Here is an 18307-nt window from a genome sequence, read left to right on the forward strand (position 1 = left end):
TGCGAACGGCCGTCCTCCCGAGGACGGCCGTTCATTTCCACCCGAACGAGCCAGTTTCGTGGCCGGAAAACACGCCATAGCGTCCCCGGCATGGCTTACAGCACCACTTCCACCGCGTACAGCAGGGACCTCGGTGACGAGCTGCGCCGGCTGCGCGAGTCCTCGACGAAGCTGAACGCCGCCGCGTTCGCCGTGCGCCTCGGCTGGGACCCCAGCAAGGTGTCCACCATCGAGCACGGCAAGTCGCGGCCCAGCGAGATCGACCTGGTCCAGTTCCTCACGCTGTGCCGCAAGGACGTCGACTTCTACGAGGACTTCAAACGGCGCTATCGCACGGCCTTCGACGAGTACATCGTGCAAGTGCCGGAGAACCTGCGCACGGTCGCGATGGCGGAGGCGATGGCCACCGCGATCACCACCTATGACCTGCTGACGGTTCCGGGGCTTCTGCAGACCGAGGCCTACTCCGAGCACCTGTACCGGGCGACCGGGATCGCGACCGAGCAGCAGATCGCCGGGCTCGTGCAGGTGCGACAGGACAGGCAGACGGTCCTGCGCCGCCACGATCGGCCGACTTGCATGTTCTACATCCATGAATTGGCGTTGAAGCAGCAGGTCGGCGACGACCAGGTCATGGAGGACCAGTACCTGCAGCTCCTCTTCAACGCGCAGCTGATCCGGATCGTGCCGGAGGAGGTGCTGGCCAACTCGGCGGGGCTCTGGCTGTTCGAGTTCGAGAAGGCCACGCCGCTCGCCTACAACGAGACCGATCTCGCGCAGCTGTTCGTCCAGGACCCGGCTGCCATCGCCCGGACCAGGCTCACCTTCCACCGCCTGGGAAAGGTCGCCTTGGATGCGGAACAATCGCGGAGCAAGCTGGCGGAGTACGTCAGCCGACCGCGAGGGGACTTCGATGGCTCAGGACCGCTCCTGGCGTAAGAGCACCTACAGCAACGGCACGCCGGAGGGGGCGTGCGTGGAGGTCTCGTTCGCCCACGACGCGCGCATACGCGACTCGAAGAACGTCGCCGACGAGGCGCTGGCGTTCAGCACCTCGGCCTGGCGCGCGTTCGTGGCGGCCGTCTCGTCATGAGCTGCGGCGCGCCCACCCGCGCCGCTCGCCCTCGTCGATCATGTGCTTCCCCGCGTCCCACAGCGCCGTCGACGCCTCACCGATGACCGCCTTGCGCGCCCGGACGTCGTCCGCCGTGACGCCGGGGGTGCGCCAGGTGCCGCCCCGCGCCATCCAGTTCAGCAACAGGGGTTGGAGTCGGTCCATGGCCTTCGCGAACCGGGCCTCCGGGGTCGCCCGCGCCTCGAACTCGTCCCACAACGCCCGCAGCGCCGTGCCCGTGTCCGCCGGCAGCAGGCCGAACAGGCGGTCGGCGGCGGCCTCCTCGCGTTCGACCTGGGTGGTGCCCGCCGCCGTGTCGTAGAGCGGGGTGTCGCCCGCGTAGACCTCGACGAGGTCGTGCACCACCACGAGCTTGATCGTGTGCCCGACGTCGATCGGCTCGTCGGCGTACTCGGCGAGCACCAACACCATGAGCGCGAGGTGCCAGGAGTGCTCGGCGTCGTTCTCGCGCCGGTCCGCCGCGGCGAGCGGGGAGGCGCGCAGCACCGTCTTCAGCCGGTCCACCTCGACGAGGAACGTGAGGTGGTCGCGCAGCCGGGCGTCGAGGCCTTCCGGCAGCGGCGTGCGGTCGGTGAGGAGGTCTGCGTCAGCGGCGGTCACCGGACCAGCATGTCATCGGCCGGGACGGGCCCCGCCGGGAGGATCTTCCGGACTACGCTCGGGGGACCGGCCACAGGGGGAAGTCGTGATCGCGCAGTTCGAGCAGGAGCGCGCCCGGCTGCGGGCCGTCGCCCACCGGGTGCTGGGGTCGTTCGCCGAGGCCGACGACGCGGTGCAGGAGGCGTGGCTGCGCGTGCAGCGGGCCGACACCGCCGAGGTCGAGAACCCGCGGGGCTGGCTCACCACGGTCGTCGCCCGCGTGTGCCTGAACATGCTGCGGGACCGGCGCGAGCACGCGCACGAGATGCCGGACCCGGTGGTCGACGCCGCCGAGGGGCCGGAGCAGCGGGCGGTCGCGAAGGACCAGGTCGGGCTCGCGATGCTGATCGTGCTGGACACCCTCAAGCCCGACGAACGGCTCGCGTTCGTGCTGCACGACATGTTCGCGGTGCCGTTCGACGACATCGCGCCGTTGATCGGCAAGACGCCCGCCGCCACGCGGCAGCTGGCGAGCAGGGCGCGCAAGCGCGTGCAGGGCAAGCCGCGGCCCGACGTCGACGTGCCCGGGCAGCGCGAGGTCGTGAACGCGTTCCTGCGGGCGTCGTCGGAGGGGGACCTCGAAGGCCTGATCGCGGTGCTGCACCCCGACGTCACGCTGCGGGCCGGCCGTCTCGACGTGGTCGGCGCGCGTGCCGTGGCGGGACGGGCGAGCGCGTTCCGCAGGCTCGCGGCCACCGCGCGAATCCGCGAGGTGCTCATCGGCGGCGAGGCCGGCTTCGCGACGTGGGTGGACGGCGAGCTGTTCTCGCTCATGGCCTTCACGGTCCAGGGCGACCGGATCGTCGCGATCCACGTCATCCAGGACCGCGCGCAGCTCGCCGCGCTGGTGCCCCCGGCGTGATCACGCACCGGAGACGGAACCGGGTGCCGTTGTCACCCGAACGAGTGATGGAGTAACAGCAGTGGCTCCCGCGCCGTCCTGAGGGCGACCAGCAGGACGGCACGGGAGCCACTGTGCGTGAAGACCCGGGGGTGCTCAGTCTTCCTTGGCCGGACGGGCCTCGGGAGGCAGCACGCCCCAGTCGATGAGCTGCTCGGTGAGCTCGCCGGGGGTCATGTCGTAGATGATCGCCAGCGAGCGGAGGTCCTCGGTGCGGATCGAGAGGACCTTGCCGTTGTAGTCGCCGCGCTGCGACTGGATCGTCGCGGCGTAGCGGGCCAGCGGGCCGACCTTCTCGACCGGCAGCTGCTGCAGCCGTTCGAGGTTGATCACGATCTTGGTGGCCGGCTCGGCACCCGAGGGCACGCGGCCCTCCGGCAGGAGCTCGGCGACGGGGACCCCGTAGAAGTCGGCCAGCTCGGCCAGCTTCTGCACGGTCACCGCGCGGTCACCGCGCTCGTAGGAGCCGACGACCACGGCCTTCCAGCGACCGCCGGACTTCTGCTCGACGCCGTGCAGGGACAGACCCTGCTGCTGGCGGATAGCGCGGAGCTTGGCCCCCAGCGCCTTGGCGTAGTCGCCCATGTGGCGGTTCTCCGTTCATTCGCCCCGTCAGCAGTACGGCGGTGCTGCGGGGAGGCTTAGATCGATACGCAGAGTAATGATTACTCGCCGTGGTCGGCAGGTCAAGCTGATCTCAGGACGAGACGCTCGCCACGCGTGCGACACCACTCGGATGGTTGACCGTCCACAGGTGATACGGTGCAGGTCAGCCTAGTTGTCACTAGGTGTCCGACGTCCTTTAAGGACCCGTCCAGTGAGGCGGGGAAGGAGGTCCAGCCGTGGCGTCACGTCAACGTGGCGCGACGGATCCGGCCGGGGATCGCGAGATCCTTTCGGCCGGTGATGTCGCGCGCACTGTCGCCCGAATGGCCCATCAGATCATCGAGAAGACCGCTCTCGATGCACCCAGCGCACCCGATGTCGTCTTGATGGGTATTCCCTCCAGGGGAGCCCCTCTCGCCCGTCGGCTGGCCGCCAAGATCACCGAGTTCTGCGGCAAGTCGGTCGGCGAGGGCACCCTCGACATCACGCTCTACCGCGACGACCTGCGCCGCGGCCCCACGCGGCCGCTGGAGACGACGAAGCTGCCCGACGGCGGCATCGACGACAAGCTCGTCGTGCTCGTGGACGACGTCCTGTTCTCCGGCCGCACCATCCGCGCCGCGCTCGACGCCCTGCGCGACCACGGCCGTCCCCGTGCGGTGCAGCTCGCCGTGCTGGTCGACCGCGGCCACCGCGAGCTGCCGATCCGGGCGGACTACGTCGGCAAGAACCTGCCCACGTCGAAGACCGAGGACGTCGTCGTGATGCTCGAGGAGTTCGACGGCCGCGACGGAGTGGTGCTGAAGTGAAGCACCTGCTCTCCACCGACGGCCTCGACCGCGACCAGGCGATCGCGATCCTCGACACCGCGGACCGGCTGAAGCAGGCGCTGCTCGGCCGCGAGGTCCGCAAGCTGCCGACGCTGCGCGGCCGCACCGTGATCACGATGTTCTACGAGAACAGCACCCGCACCCGCGTGAGCTTCGAGATCGCCGGCAAGTGGATGTCCGCCGACGTGATCAACGTCAGCAGCTCCGGCTCCAGCGTCAACAAGGGCGAGTCGTTGCGCGACACCGCCCTGACGTTGCAGGCCGCGGGCGCCGACTGCGTGATCGTGCGGCACCCGGCCTCCGGCGCGGCGCACCGGCTCGCGGGCTGGCTCAAGCACACCGGCACGTCCGTGGTGAACGCCGGCGACGGCATGCACGAGCACCCGACGCAGGCGCTGCTCGACGCGGCGACGTTGCGCGACCGCCTCGGCAGCCTCGACGGCCGCCGGGTCGCGATCGTCGGCGACGTGCTGCACAGCCGGGTCGCCCGCTCGAACGTGCACCTGCTCACCACGCTCGGCGCCGAGGTCACGCTGGTCGCCCCGCCCACGCTGCTGCCCACGGGCGTGGAGAAGTGGCCGGTCGCGGTGTCGCACGAGATCGACGCCGAGCTGCCCTCGCAGGACGCCGTGATGCTGCTGCGCGTGCAGGCCGAACGCATGACCGGCGGGTTCTTCCCGAGCTCCCGCGAGTACTCGATCGCCTACGGCCTCAACGAGCGGCGCCTGAAGCTGCTGCCCGAGCACGCCGTCGTGCTGCACCCCGGCCCGATGCTGCGCGGCATGGAGATCGCCTCCGTCGTCGCCGACAGCCCGCAGGCCGCCATCACCGAGCAGGTCCGCAACGGTGTCCACGTGCGCATGGCCGTGCTGTACCACCTGCTTGCCCACGAGGAGGAAACCGCGTGAAACCCCTGCTGCTCAAGGGAGTGCGTCCCTACGGCGAGGGGGAACCGCGTGACATCTTGATCCGTGACGGTGTCATCGCCGAGGGCACGGACGAGAACGCGGAGGTCGTCGAAGGCAACGGCGCCGTCCTGCTGCCCGGCTTCGTCGACCTGCACACCCACCTGCGCGAACCCGGCCGCGAGGACACCGAGACCATCGAGACGGGCTCCAGGGCCGCCGCTCTCGGTGGCTACACGGCGGTCTTCGCCATGGCCAACACCGACCCGGTCGCCGACAACGCCGTCATCGTCGAGCACGTCGCCCGCCGCGGCCAGGAGGTCGGCCTGGTCGACGTCCACCCGGTCGGCGCCGTCACCGTCGGCCTCAGGGGCGAGAAGCTCGCCGAGCTCGGCACGATGGCCAAGTCCAAGGCGAACGTCCGCGTCTTCTCCGACGACGGCCACTGCGTGCACGACCCGCTGATCATGCGCAGGGCGCTGGAGTACTCGAAGGCGCTCGGTGCCGTCATCGCCCAGCACGCCGAGGAGCCGAAGCTCACCGTCGGCGCGCAGGCGCACGAGGGCGAGAACGCGAGCAGGCTCGGCCTGCAGGGCTGGCCCGCCGCCGCCGAGGAGTCGATCGTGGCGCGCGACTGCATCCTCGCGCAGCAGGTCGGCGCGAGGCTGCACGTCTGCCACGTCAGCACCACCGGCACCGCCGACGTGCTGAAGTGGGCCAAGGCCCGCGGCACCAGGGTCAGCGCCGAGGTCACCCCGCACCACCTGATCCTCACCGACGACCGGCTGAGCACCTACGACCCGGTCAACAAGGTCAACCCGCCGCTGCGCACCCAGGCGGACGTGGACGCGCTGCGCCAGGCGCTGGCCGACGGCACGATCGACTGCGTCGCCACCGACCACGCCCCGCACGCCGTGCAGGACAAGGACTGCGAGTGGTCCGCCGCCCGCCCCGGCATGCTCGGCCTGCAGACCGCGCTCGGCATCGTCGTCGAGACGATGGTGAAGACCGGCCTGCTGGACTGGCGCGGGGTCGCGCGGGTGATGAGCGAGAAGCCCGCCGAGATCGCCGGGCTGACCGACCAGGGCCGTCCGATCGAGGTCGGCGAGCCCGCGAACCTGGTGCTGGTCGACCCGGACGCGACGTGGACCGTGACCGGGGCGGAGCTCGCGAGCATCGCGGGCAACACCCCGTTCGAGGGCATGGAGCTGCCCGGCGCGGTGACGGCCACCATCTTGCGTGGCCGCGTGACCGCACTCGCGGGGAGGATTGCGCCATGACCCGCGTGCTCCTCTCCGTGGCGGTCCTCGTGTTCTTCGCGCTGTGCGTGTACGGCATGTGGCACGGCTGGAAGCGCCGCCAGCGCCAGCAGGCCGGCCTGCCCGCGTTCCCCGCCCCGCCGCAGGCCCTCGGCACGCCGAGGCTCACGACCACGGGCGTCTACGTCGGAACGACGAACGCCGGCAACTGGCAGGACCGCATCCAGGTCGGCGACATCGGCCACCGCGCGGAGGCCGTGCTGAGCCTGGTGCCGGAAGGCGTCGCGATCGAACGCACCGGCGCCACACCGCTGTTCATCCCCGCCGCGTCCGTCCGGGACGCGCGCACCGACCGCGGACTGGCCGGGAAGGTCATGTTCAGCGAGCAGGGCCTGCTGGTGCTGCGGTGGGAGAACGAGGGCCACCTCTTCGACACCGGGTTCCGCGGTGACGACAAGGACGTTTACGACGAGTGGGTCGCGGCTCTGGGCCACGACCCCATCAACACGGAGGGCAAGGCGTGACGAACGCGGCATTGGTGCTGGAAGACGGTCGCGTCTTCCGCGGTGAGGCGTACGGAGCGACCGGCGTCTCGCTCGGCGAGGTCGTGTTCTCCACGGCCATGACCGGATACCAGGAAACCCTGACCGACCCCTCCTACCACCGCCAGATCGTGGTGCAGACCGCGCCGCAGATCGGCAACACCGGCTGGAACGACGAGGACGACGAGTCCACGAAGATCTGGGTGGCCGGCTACGTGGTCCGCGACCCCGCGCGCACCCCGTCGAACTGGCGCTCCCGGCGCGGTCTCGACGAGGAGCTCGCGAACCAGGGCGTCGTCGGCATCGCGGGCCTCGACACCCGCACCCTGACCCGCCACATCCGCGAGCAGGGCGCGATGCGCGCCGGTGTGTTCTCCGGCTCGGCGCTGACCGACGACACGTCGATGGTCGAGCAGGTCAAGGCGAGCGCGCAGATGGTCGGCGCGAACCTCGCGGTCGACGTCACCACCGACAAGCCGTACGTGGTCGAGGCGATCGGCGAGAAGAAGTTCACCGTCGCCGCGCTCGACCTGGGCATCAAGTCCAACACCCCGCGGATGATGGCCGCACGCGGCATCGAGGTGCACGTCCTGCCGCTGACCAGCACGTTCGAGGACATCCTCAAGGTCAGCCCGGACGGTCTCTTCCTCTCCAACGGCCCCGGCGACCCGGCGACGCAGGACCACGCCATCGCCCTGACCAAGGAGGCGCTCGGCCGCGAGCTGCCGCTGTTCGGCATCTGCTTCGGCAACCAGATCCTCGGCCGCGCCGTCGGCCGCGGGACCTACAAGATGCGCTACGGCCACCGCGGCATCAACATCCCGGTGATCGACGTGGCCACCGGCAAGGTCGCCATCACCTCGCAGAACCACGGGTTCGCGCTGGAGGGCACGCCGGGCGAGGAGTTCTCCTCGGAGTTCGGCCGCGCCGTGCTGTCGCACTACTGCCCGAACGACGGCACCGTCGAGGGCGTCCGGCTGCTCGACGCACCGGCGTTCTCCGTGCAGTACCACCCCGAGGCCGCGGCCGGTCCGCACGACGCCGCGCCCCTGTTCGACGAGTTCGTGACCATGATGAACGGCGGCCGCTGACATGCCCAAGAGGACTGATCTCAAGCACATCCTGGTCATCGGCTCCGGCCCGATCGTCATCGGCCAGGCCTGCGAGTTCGACTACTCCGGCACCCAGGCGTGCCGGGTGCTGCGGGAGGAGGGCATCAGGGTCAGCCTGGTGAACTCCAACCCGGCGACGATCATGACCGACCCCGAGTTCGCCGACGCCACCTACATCGAGCCGATCACGGCCGAGTTCGTGGAGAAGGTCATCGCGCAGGAACGCCCGGACGCGATCCTCGCGACCCTGGGCGGCCAGACCGCGCTGAACACGGCGATCGCGCTGCACGAGCGCGGCGTGCTGGAGAAGTACAACGTCGAGCTGATCGGCGCGAACGTCGACGCCATCCAGCGCGGCGAGGACCGGCAGATCTTCAAGGACCTGGTGCGCAAGATCGGCGCCGAGGTCCCGCGCTCGGCCGTCTGCACCACGATGGACGAGGTCCGCAAGACCGTCGCCGAGCTGGGCCTGCCGGTCGTCATCCGGCCGTCGTTCACCATGGGCGGCCTGGGCTCCGGCATGGCCTACACCGCGGAGGAGCTGGAGCGCCTCGCGGCCATCGGCCTGGAGGAGTCCCCGGTCACCGAGGTGCTGATCGAGGAGAGCGTGCTCGGGTGGAAGGAGTACGAGCTCGAGCTCATGCGCGACCGCAACGACAACGTCGTGGTCATCTGCTCGATCGAGAACATCGACCCGATGGGCGTGCACACCGGTGACTCGGTGACGGTCGCGCCCGCGATGACGCTGACCGACCGCGAGTACCAGCACATGCGCGACGTCGGCATCCAGGTCATCCGCGAGGTCGGCGTCGACACCGGCGGCTGCAACATCCAGTTCGCCATCCACCCCGAGAACGGCCGCATGGTCGTCATCGAGATGAACCCGCGCGTGTCGCGGTCCTCGGCGCTGGCGTCGAAGGCCACCGGCTTCCCGATCGCCAAGATCGCCGCGAAGCTCGCCATCGGCTACACCCTCGACGAGATCACCAACGACATCACCGGCGAGACCCCGGCGTCGTTCGAGCCCACGCTCGACTACGTCGTCGTCAAGGCGCCGCGGTTCGCCTTCGAGAAGTTCCCCGGCGCCGACCCGACGCTGACCACGACGATGAAGTCCGTCGGCGAGGCCATGTCGATCGGCCGGAACTTCGTGGAGGCGCTGGGCAAGGCGCTGCGGTCGCTGGAGACCAAGTCCGTCGGTTTCTGGACCCAGCCCGACCCCGAGGGCGTCACGCTCGACTCCACGCTCAAGCAGCTGGAGCGCGGTCACGACGGCCGGCTCTACACCGTCGAACGCGCGCTGCGGCTCGGTGCGTCCATTGAGGACGTGCACAGGGCGTCGGGCATCGACCCCTGGTTCGTCGAGCAGATCGCGTGGCTCGGCACGCTGCGCCAGGAGCTGCTCGACGCACCGGTGCTCGACGAGTCGTTGCTGCGCAAGGCGAAGCGCGCCGGTCTGTCGGACCGGCAGATCTCCGTGCTGCGGCCGGAGCTGGCCGGTGAGGACGGCGTGCGCGCGCTGCGGCACCGTCTGGGCGTGCGCCCGGTCTACAAGACGGTCGACACGTGCGCGGCCGAGTTCAAGTCGGAGACGCCGTACCACTACAGCGCCTACGAGCTGGACCCGGACGCCGAGTCCGAGGTCGCCGAGCAGCGCGAGAAGCCCAAGGTGCTGATCCTGGGCTCCGGCCCGAACCGCATCGGCCAGGGCATCGAGTTCGACTACTCCTGCGTGCACGCGGCGATGGCGCTGCGGGCGGCCGGGTACGAGACCGTGATGGTCAACTGCAACCCGGAGACGGTGTCGACCGACTACGACACCTCCGACCGCCTCTACTTCGAGCCGCTGACGTTCGAGGACGTGCTGGAGGTCGTGCACTCCGAGCAGCGCTCCGGCGAGGTCGCCGGCGTGATCGTGCAGCTGGGCGGCCAGACGCCGCTGGGCCTCGCGAAGCGCCTGGCCGACGCCGGTGTGCCGGTCGTGGGCACCACGCCGGAGGCGATCCACCTCGCGGAGGACCGCGGCCAGTTCGGCAAGGTGCTGACCGAGGCCGGCCTGCCCGCGCCGAAGTTCGGCACCGCCACGTCGTTCGGCGAGGCCAAGGAGATCGCGGACGAGATCGGCTACCCGGTCCTCGTGCGGCCCTCCTACGTGCTCGGCGGGCGCGGCATGGAGATCGTCTACGACGAGGAGTCGCTGTCGGGCTACATCGCCCGCGCGACCGAGGTGACGCCCGAGCACCCGGTGCTGGTCGACCGGTTCCTCGACGACGCCATCGAGATCGACGTCGACGCGCTGTGCGACGGCGACGAGGTGTTCATCGGCGGTGTGATGGAGCACATCGAAGAGGCCGGCGTGCACTCCGGTGACTCCTCCTGCGCGCTGCCGCCGATCACCCTGGGCGCCTCCGACATCGAGAACGTCCGCCGCTCCACCGAGGCCATCGCCCGCGGCATCGGCGTGCGCGGCCTGCTGAACGTCCAGTACGCGCTCAAGGACGACGTGCTGTACGTGCTGGAGGCGAACCCGCGCGCGTCGCGCACGGTGCCGTTCGTGTCCAAGGCGACCGCCGTGTCGATGGCCAAGGCCGCGTCGCGGGTCATGCTCGGCGCCACGATCGCGGAGCTGCGCGAGGAGGGCATCCTGCCGGCCACCGGTGACGGCGCCCGGCTGCCCGAGCACGCACCGGTCGCGGTGAAGGAGGCGGTCATGCAGTTCCACCGCTTCCGCACCCCCGAGGGCCACGGCGTGGACTCGTTGCTGGGCCCGGAGATGAAGTCCACCGGCGAGGTCATGGGCATCGACTCGTCGTTCGGCAAGGCGTTCGCGAAGTCGCAGACGGCCTCCTACGGCTCCCTCCCCACCGCGGGCAAGGTCTTCGTGTCGTTCGCCAACCGCGACAAGCGCGCGATGATCTTCCCGGTGAAGCGCCTGGCGGACCTGGGCTTCCAGATCCTCGCCACGGCCGGCACCGCGGAGGTGCTGAAGCGCAACGGAATCCCGTGCACCGAGGTGCGCAAGCACTTCGAGGGCGAGGGCAACGTCGTCGACATGATCCTCAACGGCGAGATCGACATGATCTTCAACACGCCGTACGGCAACAGCGGTCCCCGCGTCGACGGCTACGAGATCCGCACCGCCGCCGTGGCCAAGGACATCCCGTGCGTCACCACGATCCAGGGCGCCGCCGCGGCCGTGCACGGCATCGAGGCGCTCATCCGCGGTGACATCGGGGTCCAGCCCCTGCAGGCGCTCCAGGCGTCGCTGCGGGGTGGGAAATGACCTTCGGCGAACGGCTCACGAAGGCCGTCGAGGCGCACGGGCCGCTGTGCGTGGGCATCGACCCGCACCCGGCGCTGCTCGACGCGTGGGGCCTCTCGCGGTCGGCGGAGGGCCTCGAACGGTTCGCCCTGACGGCCGTCGAGGCCTTCGGCGGGCGGGTGGCGGTGGTCAAGCCCCAAGCGGCGTTCTTCGAGGCCTGCGGGTCGCGCGGGGTGGCCGTGCTGGAGCGCGTGATCGCCGAGCTGCGCGACTCGGGCACGCTGGTGCTCGTCGACGCCAAGCGCGGCGACATCGGCTCCACCATGGCCGCGTACGCCGAGGCGTACCTGGCCGAGGGCTCGCCGCTGGCCGGGGACGCGGTGACGGTGTCGCCGTTCCTCGGCTTCGGCTCGCTGCAGCCGGCGCTCGACACGGCACGGGCGAACGACCGGGGCGTGTTCGTGCTGGCGCTCACCTCGAACCCGGAGGGTGCACAGGTCCAGCGCGCGGTTGCTCCGGACGGGCGAACGGTGGCGCAGACGATCATCGATTTCGCCACGGCTCGGAATTCCGGCATTTCTCCGTGCGGCGATGTGGGTCTCGTCGTGGGTGCCACGATCGGTGAAACGGACGTGGACCTCTCCGGGTTCAACGGCCCGGTTCTGGCACCCGGTTTCGGTGCTCAGGGCGGCTCGGTCGCTGATCTAAAACGGCTCTTCGGGTCCGACATGCGCGGCGTTCTGCCGACTTCTTCACGAGATGTTCTCAAGCATGGGCCCGACGTATCGTCGCTGGTCAGCGCCGTGCGGAGGGTCCAGGACAGCCTCTGAGGAGGGGCGCGCCACGTCTTTTGGGGTGTGGCGCGCTCACCTGGGGAAACTTGTGTTGGTAGGGTCCAGCCCACCGGCTGCCCCGCTGGTCACCGGCCTCATAGCACACTGTGGGTGTGCGACGAGTTGCCGGTGGCGGTGATCAGGCGGCCGGGGGGTGTTGGTACTACTACCACCCGCCGCATCACAGATGGCCGCTGAAGATTTACCTGACTGGGTCACGTTGTACTCAGGCAATTGCGGTCGGTACGGTCGCGGCACCGATCCGAAAAGAATCCACACCACGGAGGAAATCGTGGCTCTTCCCCAGCTTACCGAGGAGCAGCGGGCCGCAGCGCTGGAGAAGGCTGCTGCCGCTCGTCGCGCTCGGGCTGAGCTCAAGGAGCGCCTCAAGCGCGGCGGCACGACCCTGACGGACGTGCTCAAGGCCGCCGAGAGCGACGAGGTCCTGGGCAAGATGAAGGTGTCCGCCCTGCTGGAGGCCCTCCCGGGCGTCGGCAAGGTGCGTGCGCAGCAGATCATGGAGCGTCTCGAGATCGCTCCGAGCCGTCGTCTGCGTGGCCTGGGCGACCGCCAGCGCAAGGCGCTCCTCACCGAGTTCAGCGGCGAGTGAGTGGCCTCGAGCCGGGGACGGGCGTTGCCCGTCCCCGGCTCACCGTCTTGTCCGGGCCGTCGGGCGTCGGCAAGTCCAGCGTCCTGGCGGAGCTGCGCAGGCAGCAGCCCGACATCTACTTCAGCGTCTCGGCGACCACCAGGAAGCCGAGGCCGGGCGAGACCGACGGGGTGCACTACCACTTCGTCGACCGCGAGAAGTTCCAGCAGATGGTCGACGCGGGTGAGTTCCTCGAACACGCGGAGTTCGCCGGCAACTGCTACGGAACGCTTCGCAAGCCGGTCGAGGAGGCCCTGGCCGCCGGACGACCGGCCCTGCTGGAGATCGAACTGCAGGGCGCGCGGCAGGTCCGCGTGGCCATGCCGGAAGCCCAGCTCGTGATGCTCGCCCCGCCTTCGTGGGAGCACCTGGTGGACCGGCTCACCGGCCGGGGCACCGAGCACCCGGAGGTCGTCGAGCGCAGGCTGGCCATCGCCCGCGAGGAGCTGGCGGCCGAAAAAGAGTTCGACGAGGTCGTCGTGAACGCCGACGTGCAATCGGCCGCGGCCGACTTGCTATCCTTGATGGTCGGACCACGAATCTCAGGAGTTTGACGAGTGATCACCCACACCGAGCTCGGTCACCTGACCGGTTCCCCGGAGGGCATCACCAACCCGCCGATCGACGACCTGCTGGAGCAGGTGAGCTCGAAGTACGCGTTGGTGATCTACGCAGCGAAGCGTGCCCGCCAGATCAACGACTACTACGCGCAGCTCGGCGAGGGCCTGCTCGAGTACGTCGGCCCGCTCGTCGAGCCGGGCCCGCGTGAGAAGCCGCTGTCGATCGCGCTCCGCGAGATCCACGCCGGCTTGCTCGAGCACACCGAAGGCGAGTGAGTTCGAAGACGCTGGGGTGATGCGTGCCCGCGGAAAGCGCAGGCCGTCGCGCTTCGAAGTGTCTTGTGGGGGCCGAGCCCCCACACCCCAGCCGGGGCTGCGCCCCGGACCCCCAGCGGGGTCCCTCCGTCGTGAGGCGTGACCTCCTCGGTCGTTCCTCTCAGGAGAGCTTTTGACTTCCGCTGTGAATGGCTCTGATGCCCCCGCAAAGCCCCGGATCGTTCTCGGGGTTGGCGGGGGCATCGCTGCGTACAAGGCCTGTGAGGTGCTGCGCCGGCTCACCGAGTCGGAGCACTCCGTGCGCGTGGTGCCCACCGAGGGGGCGCTGAAGTTCGTCGGCGCCGCCACGTTCGAGGCGCTGTCCGGGCAGGTCGTGTCCGCGGACCCGTTCGACGACGTGCACGAGGTGCCGCACGTCAAGCTCGGCCAGAACGCCGACCTGGTGGTCGTGGCCCCCGCCACGGCGAACCTGATCGCGAAGGCAGCCCACGGCCTGGCCGACGACCTGCTGACGAACACCCTGCTGACCGCGCGCTGCCCGGTCCTGCTGGTGCCCGCGATGCACACCGAGATGTGGGAGCACCCGGCCACCCAGCACAACGTGGCGCTGCTGCGCAGCCGCGGTGTCGTCGTCGCGGAACCGGCGAGCGGCCGCCTCACCGGCAAGGACACCGGCAAGGGCAGGCTGCCCGACCCCGCGGAGATCGTCGAGCTGGCCCGCCTGCTGCTCACCCGGCGCGACGCCCTGCGGCGGACGCTGGAGGGCGTGCACGTCGCGATCTCGGCCGGTGGCACCCGCGAACCACTCGACCCGGTGCGGTTCATCGGCAACCGCTCGTCGGGCAAGCAGGGCTACGCGCTCGCACGGGTGGCGGCGCAACGCGGTGCGCGAGTGACGTTGGTCGCCGGCAACACCGCGGACCTGACCACCCCGGCCGGTGTCGACCTGGTCCGGGTCGGCTCCGCCGTGGAGCTGCGCGACGCCATGCACAAGATCGCCGGTGACGCGGACGTGGTCGTCATGGCCGCCGCGGTCGCCGATTTCCGCCCGGCCGCGCTGACCGGACACAAGATCAAGAAAACCGACGCGGACCCGGACCCGATCTCGCTGGCGAAGAACCCCGACATCCTCGTGGAGCTCGTTTCCGCACGTCGGGACGGCCAGGTGATCGTCGGGTTCGCCGCGGAGACCGGTGACGGGACGACGTCCGTGCTCGACTACGGCCGGGCCAAGCTGCGGCGCAAGGGCTGCGACCTGCTGGTGGTGAACGCGGTCGGCGACGGCAAGGCGTTCGAGCAGGACGACAACGCCGGGTGGCTGCTCTCCGCCGAGGGCGCGGAGACGCCTATCCCGCACGGGCCGAAAGCGCAAGTGGCTGCCACGGTGTGGGACGCGGTTAGCGCTCGCTTGACTGAGTCTCAGTAGTATTTCCCGGAGTCGAACCCGCAACGAAGGAGTGTCCGTGAGCCAGCACAGCAGCAGGCTGTTCACGAGTGAGTCGGTGACCGAGGGACACCCCGACAAGATCTGCGACGCGATCAGCGACTCGATCCTGGACGCGTTGCTGGCCAAGGACCCCCGGTCCCGCGTCGCGGTGGAGACGCTGGTGACGACGGGTCAGGTGCACGTCGCGGGTGAGGTCACGACCGAGGCTTACGCGGACATCCCGACGATCGTGCGGGAGAAGATCCTGGAGATCGGCTACGACTCCTCGGCGAAGGGCTTCGACGGCCACTCGTGCGGTGTGAACGTGGCGATCGGCGCGCAGTCCCCGGACATCGCGCAGGGCGTGGACACGGCGTTCGAGGAGCGCGTCGAGGGCGCCGCGGACGAGATCGACAAGCAGGGCGCGGGCGACCAGGGCCTGATGTTCGGCTACGCCTGCACCGACACCCCGGAGCTGATGCCGCTGCCGATCGCGCTGGCGCACCGCCTGTCGCGCCGGCTGACCGCGGTCCGCAAGGACGGCACGGTTCCGTACCTGCGCCCGGACGGCAAGACGCAGGTCACCATCGAGTACGCCGGTGACCAGCCGGTGCGCCTGGACACGGTGGTCATCTCCACGCAGCACGCCGACGGCATCGACCTGGAGAAGCTGCTGGGTGTCGACCTGCGCACTCACGTGGTCGCGCCGGAGGTCGCCGAGCTGGGCATCGACACCGCCGACGTGCGGCTGCTGACGAACCCGACCGGTCGCTTCGTCATCGGCGGCCCGATGGGTGACGCGGGCCTGACCGGCCGCAAGATCATCGTCGACACCTACGGCGGCATGGCGCGGCACGGTGGTGGCGCGTTCTCCGGCAAGGACCCGTCGAAGGTCGACCGCTCCGCCGCCTACGCCATGCGCTGGGTCGCGAAGAACACCGTCGCCGCGGGCCTGGCCACGCGCGTGGAGGTCCAGGTCGCCTACGCGATCGGCAAGGCCGCCCCGGTGGGCCTGTTCGTGGAGACCTTCGGCACCGAGACCGTCGACCCGCAGAAGATCCAGCAGGCCATCACCGAGGTCTTCGACCTGCGCCCGGCCGCGATCATCCGCGACCTCGACCTGCTGCGCCCGATCTACGCCCCGACCGCCGCGTACGGCCACTTCGGCCGCACCGACGTCGACCTCCCCTGGGAGTCGACCGACCGCGCCGAGGCCCTGCGCGCCGCCGCCGGCGCCTGAACCGTCCCACGGAGCACGGCCCGCTGCCCTCAGGGGAAGCGGGCCGTTCCCGTTCGGGCACACTTCCGCCTCCCGGCCGGGCTGCCTCGGCGTGGTGACCGGCGGCCGCGGCGGCGTTGTTCATGTACGGGACGGTTCCGCTTCACGTCGGGAAGCTACAAACTGCGTTCATGTCGCTCTCTCGTCGCGGGTTCATGGCCGCCGCCGTCGCCGCCGCCTCCGGAACGCTGCTGCCGCCGTCGGTGTACGCCGCGCTCGCCCGCGAACCCCGGTCGGGAGGGCTGCGGGCGATCAAGCACGTCGTCCTGCTCATGCAGGAGAACCGCTCGTTCGACCACTACTACGGGTCGCTGCGGGGCGTGCGCGGGTTCTCCGACCGCAACGCGCTGAAGGGCGTGTTCGACCAGAGCGGGGTGCTGCCGTTCCCGGTCCGCGAGGCCGCCTCCGGGCGCGACGTCCAGTACATCGGCGACCTCGACCACAGCTGGAACGGCGGCCACTCGGCGCTGCGCGGCGGCTGGAACGACAACTGGGTGCCCGCCAAGACCGGCGCCACCATGGCGTACTACACGCGCCAGGACATCCCGTTCCACTACGAGCTCGCCGACACGTTCACGCTGTGCGACGCCTACCACTGCTCGGTGCCGTCCTCGACCTCGCCGAACCGCAACTACTGGGTGTCCGGCTACACCGGCTTCGAGCCGAACGGCACGCGCGCCACCGGGAACGCGGCCTACAGCGAGGACACGCACGCCGGCTACGCGTGGACGACCTACCCGGAACGCCTGGAGGCGGCGGGGAAGTCGTGGCGGGTGTACCAGGAGCACGACAACTTCCAGGACAACAACCTGGAGTTCTTCGCGCGGTTCAAGGAGATCGCGCGCAAGGTGCTGCCCGCGGGGTTCAAGTCGCTCGACAAGCTCTACGGCACCGGCGACCCCGCGCTGATCGGCGCGATCGACCTGTCGAAGCTGACCCCGGCGGAGAAGTCGTTGTACGACAGGGGACTGCGGCGGGTGCGGCCCGGCGGGCTGGGGGAGGCGTTCCGCGCGGACGTGAGCTCCGGCCGGTTGCCCGCGGTGTCGTACCTGGTGCCGTCCTCAGTGGACTCCGAACACCCCGGCGCGTCCTCGCCCGCCGCGTCGGCCTCGATCACCTACCAGGTCCTGGACGCGCTGGCGTCGAACCAGGACGTGTGGGAGTCGACGGTGCTGTTCATCACCTACGACGAGAACGACGGCTTCTTCGACCACGTGCCGCCGCCGCGCCCGCCGTTGTCGGTCACCGACGAGTACGTGGGCGACAAACCGCTCGGACTGGGCGCCCGTGTGCCGATGACCGTCGTCTCGCCGTGGTCGGTCGGCGGGTACGTGTGCTCGCAGGTGTTCGACCACACCTCGATGACGCAGTTCCTGGAGAAGTGGACCGGGGTGCGCTCGGAGGAGGTCTCCGCCTGGCGCCGGACCGTGACCGGTGACCTGACCTCGGCGTTCGACTTCGACCGGCGGCGGACGTGGCCGGAGGTCGGCGAACCCGCGCCGGTCCCGCCCGCGACACCGCGCTGGCGGCCGGCGCCGCCGTCCGAGCAGAAGATGCCGGAACAGGAGGCAGGACGTCGCCGTGCGCGCGCGTTGCCGTATCAGCCCGATGCATCACTGCGCGGGTCACGGCTGGAGATGTCGAATGCGGGCACGGCGTCGGTGCACTTCGCGCTGTACCCGTACTCCGGCCAGCTCGCGCTGCCGCAGCACTTCGACGTCGCCCGCTCGGAGTCGGTGGAGCTGGCGGGAGACCACGACCTGGTGCTGCTGGGCCCGAACGGGTTCCGCCGCGAGTTCACCGGAGCTGCGTCCGACACCGCGCGCGTGTCGTCGTCGGTGCGCGGGTACAGCCGTGTGCTCACGCTGACGTTCGAGAACACCGGGCGCTCGCGGCTGACGTTCGTGCTGGGCCGGCGGCGGGTCGTCGTGCGCCCCGGTCACCGGCACGTGATCCCGTGGCTGACCGCGCTGAACTCCGGCTGGTACGACCTGACCGTCACCGTGGAGGAGGAGCCGCGGTTCCGCCGGCGGCTGTGCGGTCACATCGAGAACGGCCAGGAGTCGATCTCCGGCTGAGCTCGGCGCAGGTCC

The 18307-nt window shown here is 70.2% G+C and carries 18 protein-coding genes; 16 read left to right on the forward strand and 2 right to left on the reverse strand.

Features of this window, described 5'->3' with window-relative positions; all coding sequences use genetic code 11:
- The first annotated feature begins 90 nt into the window (after positions 1 to 90).
- The gene (locus tag AB0A63_RS08495) at positions 91 to 939 is read left to right on the forward strand and encodes a helix-turn-helix transcriptional regulator (RefSeq protein WP_360387056.1); all 849 of its coding nucleotides are present in this window, start codon (positions 91 to 93) and stop codon (positions 937 to 939) included.
- Entirely contained in the window at positions 914 to 1093 is a 180-nt protein-coding gene (locus AB0A63_RS08500) for a DUF397 domain-containing protein (protein ID WP_360387058.1), read from the forward strand. Before AB0A63_RS08495 ends, AB0A63_RS08500 begins: the two co-directional genes overlap by 26 nt.
- Here AB0A63_RS08500 and AB0A63_RS08505 read toward each other — a convergent pair.
- Positions 1088 to 1735 carry an HD domain-containing protein gene (locus tag AB0A63_RS08505; protein ID WP_360387061.1) on the reverse strand — a complete coding sequence of 216 codons (648 nt, stop codon included), beginning with the start codon at positions 1733 to 1735 and terminating at the stop codon, positions 1088 to 1090. The two genes, AB0A63_RS08500 and AB0A63_RS08505, sit on opposite strands and share 6 nt — an antisense overlap.
- A gap of 85 nt (positions 1736 to 1820) precedes the next feature.
- On the opposite strand from AB0A63_RS08505, the gene AB0A63_RS08510 reads away from it, so the two are divergent.
- Complete coding sequence (locus AB0A63_RS08510) at positions 1821 to 2636, forward strand: sigma-70 family RNA polymerase sigma factor (protein WP_360387064.1); 816 nt, start codon at positions 1821 to 1823, stop codon at positions 2634 to 2636.
- Positions 2637 to 2771: 135 nt separating this feature from the next.
- Here AB0A63_RS08510 and AB0A63_RS08515 read toward each other — a convergent pair whose 3' ends face one another.
- Entirely contained in the window at positions 2772 to 3260 is a 489-nt protein-coding gene (locus tag AB0A63_RS08515) for a transcriptional regulator (RefSeq protein WP_030471611.1), read from the reverse strand.
- Between the two features lie 257 nt (positions 3261 to 3517).
- Between AB0A63_RS08515 and pyrR the strand changes: the two genes are divergently transcribed.
- From pyrR to AB0A63_RS08580, 13 genes are all read left to right on the forward strand, one after another.
- Positions 3518 to 4090 (forward strand): bifunctional pyr operon transcriptional regulator/uracil phosphoribosyltransferase PyrR, encoded by a 573-nt coding sequence (gene pyrR / locus AB0A63_RS08520; protein WP_360387067.1) that lies wholly within the window; start codon positions 3518 to 3520, stop codon positions 4088 to 4090.
- On the forward strand, positions 4087 to 5019 hold the full coding sequence (locus AB0A63_RS08525; protein ID WP_360387070.1) for an aspartate carbamoyltransferase catalytic subunit: 933 nt from the start codon (positions 4087 to 4089) through the stop codon (positions 5017 to 5019). The genes pyrR and AB0A63_RS08525 overlap by 4 nt, the downstream gene beginning before the upstream one ends.
- A complete protein-coding gene (locus AB0A63_RS08530; RefSeq protein ID WP_360387073.1) occupies positions 5016 to 6296 on the forward strand; it encodes a dihydroorotase in 1281 nt (426 codons plus the stop codon). Before AB0A63_RS08525 ends, AB0A63_RS08530 begins: the two co-directional genes overlap by 4 nt.
- Positions 6293 to 6799 (forward strand): transporter, encoded by a 507-nt coding sequence (locus AB0A63_RS08535; RefSeq protein ID WP_360387076.1) that lies wholly within the window; start codon positions 6293 to 6295, stop codon positions 6797 to 6799. Before AB0A63_RS08530 ends, AB0A63_RS08535 begins: the two co-directional genes overlap by 4 nt.
- Positions 6796 to 7908, forward strand: a complete 1113-nt coding sequence (carA, locus tag AB0A63_RS08540; protein ID WP_360387079.1) for a glutamine-hydrolyzing carbamoyl-phosphate synthase small subunit — start codon at positions 6796 to 6798, stop codon at positions 7906 to 7908. The genes AB0A63_RS08535 and carA overlap by 4 nt, the downstream gene beginning before the upstream one ends.
- 1 nt (position 7909) lies before the next feature.
- Positions 7910 to 11212: a carbamoyl-phosphate synthase large subunit gene (gene carB, locus AB0A63_RS08545; protein WP_360387083.1), complete on the forward strand. Its 3303-nt coding sequence runs from the start codon at positions 7910 to 7912 to the stop codon at positions 11210 to 11212.
- On the forward strand, positions 11209 to 12021 hold the full coding sequence (gene pyrF / locus AB0A63_RS08550) for an orotidine-5'-phosphate decarboxylase (protein WP_360387085.1): 813 nt from the start codon (positions 11209 to 11211) through the stop codon (positions 12019 to 12021). Before carB ends, pyrF begins: the two co-directional genes overlap by 4 nt.
- A gap of 295 nt (positions 12022 to 12316) precedes the next feature.
- Positions 12317 to 12634, forward strand: a complete 318-nt coding sequence (gene mihF / locus AB0A63_RS08555) for an integration host factor, actinobacterial type (RefSeq protein WP_053733390.1) — start codon at positions 12317 to 12319, stop codon at positions 12632 to 12634.
- Entirely contained in the window at positions 12631 to 13227 is a 597-nt protein-coding gene (gene gmk / locus AB0A63_RS08560) for a guanylate kinase (protein WP_360387088.1), read from the forward strand. The genes mihF and gmk overlap by 4 nt, the downstream gene beginning before the upstream one ends.
- 3 nt (positions 13228 to 13230) lie before the next feature.
- Complete coding sequence (gene rpoZ / locus AB0A63_RS08565) at positions 13231 to 13509, forward strand: DNA-directed RNA polymerase subunit omega (RefSeq protein ID WP_045313812.1); 279 nt, start codon at positions 13231 to 13233, stop codon at positions 13507 to 13509.
- A gap of 172 nt (positions 13510 to 13681) precedes the next feature.
- Positions 13682 to 14935 (forward strand): bifunctional phosphopantothenoylcysteine decarboxylase/phosphopantothenate--cysteine ligase CoaBC, encoded by a 1254-nt coding sequence (coaBC, locus tag AB0A63_RS08570; RefSeq protein WP_360387090.1) that lies wholly within the window; start codon positions 13682 to 13684, stop codon positions 14933 to 14935.
- Positions 14936 to 14972: 37 nt separating this feature from the next.
- Positions 14973 to 16175 carry a methionine adenosyltransferase gene (metK, locus tag AB0A63_RS08575; protein ID WP_360387093.1) on the forward strand — a complete coding sequence of 401 codons (1203 nt, stop codon included), beginning with the start codon at positions 14973 to 14975 and terminating at the stop codon, positions 16173 to 16175.
- Positions 16176 to 16345: 170 nt separating this feature from the next.
- Positions 16346 to 18292, forward strand: coding sequence for a phosphocholine-specific phospholipase C (locus AB0A63_RS08580; RefSeq protein WP_360387096.1), 1947 nt, complete (start codon positions 16346 to 16348; stop codon positions 18290 to 18292).
- The last annotated feature ends 15 nt before the right edge of the window (positions 18293 to 18307 follow it).

Source organism: Lentzea sp. NPDC042327 (assembly GCF_040647275.1).
In the GTDB taxonomy this organism is placed as follows: Bacteria; Actinomycetota; Actinomycetes; order Mycobacteriales; family Pseudonocardiaceae; genus Lentzea.